Origin of the sequence: Streptomyces humicola (assembly GCF_024436035.1) — a bacterium.
Taxonomy (GTDB): Bacteria; Actinomycetota; Actinomycetes; order Streptomycetales; family Streptomycetaceae; genus Streptantibioticus_B; species Streptantibioticus_B humicola.
The window spans coordinates 1-5,225 of record NZ_JANFNG010000058.1; the positions used below are offsets into that span (position 1 = coordinate 1).

Below are 5,225 nucleotides of genomic sequence, written 5' to 3' on the forward strand. Positions count from 1 at the left end.
AGCACAGGCAGAATGATCCGGTGCGAAGCCGAAGGGGCCATACGGTGTGGGATCTCGTCGTACCGCTCAAGCCGCTGGCGCTGGCGAAGAGCAGGCTCGTGGGGGCGGGCGGCGAGGGCGGGCGGCCCGGTCTCGCGCTGGCGTTCGCGCAGGACACCGTGGCCGCGGCCCTGGCGTGTGCCGCGGTGCGCAGCGTGTCGGTGGTCACCGATGACGTGCTGGCGGCGGCGGAACTGTCGGCGCTCGGTGCGCGGATCGTTCCCGACGCCCCGGCGGCCGGCCTCAACGCCGCGCTCGCGCACGGCGCCCGGATCGTGCGTTCCGGCTCGCCGGAGGCGTTCGTGGCGGCGTTGAACGCGGATCTGCCGGCGCTGCGCTCCGCCGAACTGGAATTGGTGCTGGACGCCGCCTCCGCCGCCGATCGCGCTTTTCTCGCCGACGCCGCCGGAATCGGCACCACACTGCTCACCGCTGCTGCGGGAACCGGACTGGCACCGGCGTTCGGCGGGGCGTCGCGCGCACGCCACCGGGATTCCGGCGCACGGGAGATTCCCCTGGCGGGCGTGGATTCGGTGCGGCGGGACGTGGATACGGCCGAGGATCTGCGGGTGGCGCTCTCGCTCGGCGTCGGGCCGCGCACCACGGCGGCGACGGCGGATCTCGGATGGGCGGGCCGCTGTGGCACCAGCCGCTGACGCGGCGGGCCCGCGCGGGCCGAGTAGGCGGACCGAGTAGGCAGGCCGATTGGACAGGCCGATTAGGCTGCGCATATGCAGGCGACTTCGTACATGTACGACCCCGACACCCGGTGTGGCAGCGTGCTGCTCGACGACGGGACGCCGGTGCCGTTCGACGCGGCGGCGTTCGACGCGGGGGGCCTTCGGATGCTGCGCGTGGGGCAGCGGGTGCGGATCCGCACCGAGGGCGAGGGGCAAGCCCGCCGGGTGGTCTTCATTACGCTCGCCACATTCGACGATCCGGGGGCGTGACCCCGGGGATCTGCGTCCCCCGGAACGGGCGCGGGCCGGGCTCCCCGTGGGGTGCCCGGCCCGTCGCGGCCTGCTGTGCTGCCTACCTGCGTGCGGTCCGCTTGGTGGCGGTCTTGCGCGCGGTGGCCTTCTTGGCCGGGGCCTTCTTGGCGGCCTTCTTCGCCGTGGCCTTCTTGGCCGCCGCCTTCTTCGCGGTGGTCTTCTTCGCGGTGGTCTTCTTCGCCGTGACCTTCTTCGCGGTGGTCTTCTTGGCGGTGGTCTTCTTCGCCGCGGCCTTCTTCACCGCCGCCTTCTTCGCGGCCGCCTTCTTCACCGCGGCCTTCTTGACCGTAACACCGCCGCTCAGGCTGCCCTTGGGAGCCTTCTTGACCGCGACCTCGCCGCCCTTGGGCAGCTTCTTGGTGCCGCTGACCAGGTCCTTGAAGCCCTGTCCTGCGCGGAACCGGGGCACTGCGGTCTTCTTGACCCGCACCCGCTCACCGGTCTGCGGGTTGCGTGCGTAACGGGCCGGGCGTTCCACCTTCTCGAACGAGCCGAATCCGGTGACCGAGACCCGGTCCCCCGCAACGGTCGCGCGAACGATCGCGTCCAGTACCGCGTCGACCGCTTCCGCCGCGTTCTGACGTCCGCCGAGCTTGTCGGCAATCGCTTCTACGAGCTGCGCCTTGTTCACGTCTTCCCCTTCGGAGACTTAGCCGGAACGATAGAGTTCAAGCTTTTTCGCACGTTAGGCAGATATATACCGCAAATCAAATACGAAACGGGCGAATCACCCTTGTGCCGCAACGAACTCGGCTCTCAGGCACTTCCGTCATCGGGGAATCGACCCTCGTCGAGGTCCCGCATCAGGCGGTCGAGACGCTGCGCCGCACCCGCCACGTCGTGCTTGGCCGCGGCTGTGATGACAAGCAACTTCCGGATCAGCGCCAGTCTTACGTCCTCTGGAGCGTGCAGGGAGCGCACCCTGCTGTGCGCCTCCTTGAGTCGGTCGGCGACGACGCGGTAGAGGTCGAGTTGGCCGTCGCTGTCCATGCGCCAATTGTGCCATCTGCGGCGAGTTGTCACCCCTCGTGGGACGCAACTTACGGTGCGGTCAGCGGTCAACCGAACGCGCCCCCCGCCTCGGGGGCGGGGGGCGCGTTCTAGGCTGCTTGTGGAGGTCAGGCGTGGATGGTGCTCGGCTTGTACGCGGGGCGCTTGGCCTCGTACGCCGCGATGTCGTCCTCGTGGCGCAGTGTCAAGCTGATGTCGTCGAGTCCTTCTAGCAGCCGCCAGCGGGCGTTGTCGTCCAACTCGAAGGGTTCGGTCAGCGACCCAGAGGGGCCCTCGGCGCGCACCTCGCGGGCGACGAGGTCGACGGTGATCTCGGCCTTCGGGTCGGCCTCGACCAGCTTCCACAGCCGGTCGATGACGTCCTGCGGCAGTACGACGGTGAGCAGGCCGTTCTTCAGCGAGTTGCCCCGGAAGATGTCGGCGAAGCGCGAGGAGAGTACGGTCTTGAAGCCGTAGTTCTGCAGCGCCCACACCGCGTGCTCACGGGACGAGCCGGTGCCGAAGTCGGGGCCGGCGACCAGCACGGTCGCCCCCGCGTACTCGGGCTGGTTGAGGACGAACGACGGATCCTTGCGCCAGGCCTCGAACAGGCCGTCCTCGAAGCCGTTGCGGGTGACCTTCTTCAGCCAGTGCGCCGGGATGATCTGGTCGGTGTCGACGTTGCTGCGGCGCAGCGGCACGGCGCGACCGGTGTGCGTGGTGAAAGCTTCCATGGCGCTCAGGCCTCCACGGGGGTACGGACGTCTGCCAGGTCGGCCGGGGAGGCCAGGTGACCGAGGACTGCGGTGGCGGCGGCCACCTGCGGGGAGACCAGGTGGGTGCGGCCGCCCTTGCCTTGCCGCCCCTCGAAGTTGCGGTTCGAGGTGGACGCGGAGCGCTCACCGGGGGCGAGTTGGTCGGGGTTCATGCCCAGGCACATCGAGCAGCCCGCGTGGCGCCACTCGGCGCCGGCCGCGGTGAACACCTTGTCCAGGCCCTCCTTGACCGCCTGCAGCGCGACGCGCACCGAGCCGGGGACGACCAGCATCCGTACGCCCTCGGCCACCGTGCGGCCTTCCAGTACGGAGGCGGCCGAGCGCAGATCCTCGATGCGGCCGTTGGTGCACGAGCCGACGAACACGGTGTCGACCTTCACCTCGCGCAGCGGCTGCCCCGCGGCAAGTCCCATGTACTCCAGCGCCTTCTCCGCCGCCAGCCGCTCGCTGGGGTCGGTGAAGGAGACCGGGTCCGGCACGGAGGCGGACAACGGCGCACCCTGGCCCGGGTTGGTGCCCCAGGTGACGAACGGCGCCAGCTGGGAGGCGTCGATGTAGACCTCATGGTCGAAGACGGCGTCCTCGTCGGTGCGCAGCGTCCTCCAGTACTCGACGGCCGCGTCCCAGTCGGCGCCCTTCGGCGCGTGCGGGCGGCCCTTCAGGTACGCAAAAGTGGTCTCGTCCGGGGCGATCATGCCGGCCCGCGCGCCTGCCTCGATGGACATGTTGCAGATGGTCATCCGCGCTTCCATCGACAGCTTCTCGATCGCGGAGCCGCGGTACTCGATGACATAGCCCTGGCCGCCGCCGGTGCCGATCTTCGCGATGATCGCCAGGATCAGGTCCTTGGCGGTGACGCCCTCGGGCAGCTCGCCGTCGACGGTGATCGCCATCGTCTTGAACGGCGCCATCGGCAGCGTCTGCGTGGCTAGTACGTGCTCGACCTGGCTGGTCCCGATGCCGAACGCGAGCGCACCGAACGCACCGTGCGTGGAGGTGTGACTGTCACCACAGACCACCGTCGTACCGGGCTGGGTCAGGCCCAGCTGCGGGCCCACGACGTGCACCACGCCCTGCTCGACGTCGCCCAGTGGGTGAAGGCGCACGCCGAACTCCGCACAGTTCTTGCGCAGCGTCTCCAGCTGGGTACGCGAGACCGGGTCGGCGATCGGCTTGTCGATGTCGAGGGTCGGGGTGTTGTGATCCTCGGTCGCGATGGTCAGGTCGAGGCGCCGCACGCCGCGGCCGGCGAGCCGGAGCCCGTCGAACGCCTGGGGGCTGGTCACCTCGTGCAGCAGGTGCAGATCGATGAAGAGGAGGTCTGGCTCGCCCTCGGCGCGCCGAACGACATGGTCGTCCCAGACCTTCTCCGCGAGTGTCCGTCCCATCGCTTTCCCTTCGGCCGGCCTCGTCGCCGGCCAGCTCGGTGAGTTACGGCGGCGTCCCGTCCCTGTGGTGTGCGGCCACCGGGAGACGCCGATCCGGCGTTGACATCAAGCGTGCCGTCTCCGCCGGAAAAATGAACTTGCGTTTCATACTTTGAGACGCGAGTATCGTTGCATGGACAACTCTAGCGGCGTCGGCGTTCTCGACAAGGCAGCTTTGGTGCTCAGTGCACTGGAGTCGGGTCCGGCCACCCTGGCCGGCCTTGTCGCCGCCACCGGCCTCGCCCGCCCCACCGCGCACCGCTTGGCGGTCGCACTCGAACACCACCGGATGGTCGCCCGTGACATGCAGGGCCGGTTCATCCTCGGCCCCCGCCTGTCCGAACTGGCCGCGGCGGCGGGCGAGGACCGGCTGCTGGCCACGGCGGGCCCCGTCCTGACCCACCTGCGCGACGTCACCGGCGAGAGCGCCCAGCTCTACCGCCGCCAGGGCGACATGCGGATCTGCGTGGCCGCCGCGGAGCGGTTGTCCGGACTGCGGGACACCGTGCCCGTCGGCTCCACGCTGCCGATGAAGGCCGGCTCCGCCGCGCAGATCCTGCTGGCCTGGGAGGAACCCGAGAGGCTGCACCGCGGCCTGCAGGGCGCGCGCTTCACGGCGACCGCGCTGTCGGGCGTACGGCGGCGCGGCTGGGCCCAGTCGATCGGCGAGCGCGAGCCGGGCGTGGCGTCCGTCTCGGCGCCGGTACGCGGTCCGTCCAACCGCGTGGTGGCCGCCGTCTCCGTCTCCGGCCCGATCGAACGGCTTACGCGCCACCCGGGCCGTATGCACGCCCAGGCGGTCATAGACGCGGCGGCACGGCTGTCGGAGGCGCTGCGGCGCAACGGGGGATGATCGCGGATGGGCTGGGTCCCGCGGGACCCGGCCCGCATGCCCGTATCGGGACAACACCAAAGCCCTCCGCTGCCGCGGAGGGCTTTTCGATCAGTACCCCCGACCGGATTCGAACCGGCGCTACTGCCTTGAGAGGGCAGCGTGCTAG

General features: G+C 70.0%; 7 protein-coding genes. 3 read left to right on the forward strand and 4 right to left on the reverse strand.

Annotated elements, in window-relative coordinates:
* The first annotated feature begins 20 nt into the window (after positions 1-20).
* Positions 21-695 (forward strand): 2-phospho-L-lactate guanylyltransferase, encoded by a 675-nt coding sequence (gene cofC / locus NGB36_RS32775; RefSeq protein ID WP_255924304.1) that lies wholly within the window; start codon positions 21-23, stop codon positions 693-695.
* 75 nt (positions 696-770) lie between these two features.
* Positions 771-989 (forward strand): hypothetical protein, encoded by a 219-nt coding sequence (locus tag NGB36_RS32780; RefSeq protein WP_255924305.1) that lies wholly within the window; start codon positions 771-773, stop codon positions 987-989.
* Positions 990-1,071: 82 nt separating this feature from the next.
* On the opposite strand, the gene NGB36_RS32785 is transcribed toward NGB36_RS32780, so the two are convergent.
* From NGB36_RS32785 to leuC, 4 genes are all read right to left on the reverse strand, one after another.
* Positions 1,072-1,662: an HU family DNA-binding protein gene (locus NGB36_RS32785; RefSeq protein WP_255924306.1), complete on the reverse strand. Its 591-nt coding sequence runs from the start codon at positions 1,660-1,662 to the stop codon at positions 1,072-1,074.
* 125 nt (positions 1,663-1,787) lie between these two features.
* Positions 1,788-2,021, reverse strand: a complete 234-nt coding sequence (locus tag NGB36_RS32790) for an SCO5555 family protein (RefSeq protein ID WP_255924307.1) — start codon at positions 2,019-2,021, stop codon at positions 1,788-1,790.
* A 128-nt stretch (positions 2,022-2,149) separates the two neighbouring features.
* Entirely contained in the window at positions 2,150-2,755 is a 606-nt protein-coding gene (gene leuD / locus NGB36_RS32795) for a 3-isopropylmalate dehydratase small subunit (RefSeq protein ID WP_255924308.1), read from the reverse strand.
* Positions 2,756-2,760: 5 nt separating this feature from the next.
* Complete coding sequence (gene leuC / locus NGB36_RS32800; RefSeq protein ID WP_255924309.1) at positions 2,761-4,185, reverse strand: 3-isopropylmalate dehydratase large subunit; 1,425 nt, start codon at positions 4,183-4,185, stop codon at positions 2,761-2,763.
* Between the two features lie 172 nt (positions 4,186-4,357).
* On the opposite strand from leuC, the gene ndgR reads away from it, so the two are divergent.
* The gene (ndgR, locus tag NGB36_RS32805; protein ID WP_255924310.1) at positions 4,358-5,077 is read left to right on the forward strand and encodes an IclR family transcriptional regulator NdgR; all 720 of its coding nucleotides are present in this window, start codon (positions 4,358-4,360) and stop codon (positions 5,075-5,077) included.
* The last annotated feature ends 148 nt before the right edge of the window (positions 5,078-5,225 follow it).

What these genes read in the sequence shown, in the direction of transcription:
- NGB36_RS32780 (WP_255924305.1), top strand. Translation starts at nt 771, where the DNA reads ATGCAGGCGACTTCGTACATGTACGACCCCGACACCCGGTGTGGCAGC.
- NGB36_RS32790 (WP_255924307.1), bottom strand. Translation starts at nt 2,021, where the DNA reads ATGGACAGCGACGGCCAACTCGACCTCTACCGCGTCGTCGCCGACCGA.
- leuD (WP_255924308.1), bottom strand. Translation starts at nt 2,755, where the DNA reads ATGGAAGCTTTCACCACGCACACCGGTCGCGCCGTGCCGCTGCGCCGC.
- leuC (WP_255924309.1), bottom strand. Translation starts at nt 4,185, where the DNA reads ATGGGACGGACACTCGCGGAGAAGGTCTGGGACGACCATGTCGTTCGG.
- ndgR (WP_255924310.1), top strand. Translation starts at nt 4,358, where the DNA reads ATGGACAACTCTAGCGGCGTCGGCGTTCTCGACAAGGCAGCTTTGGTG.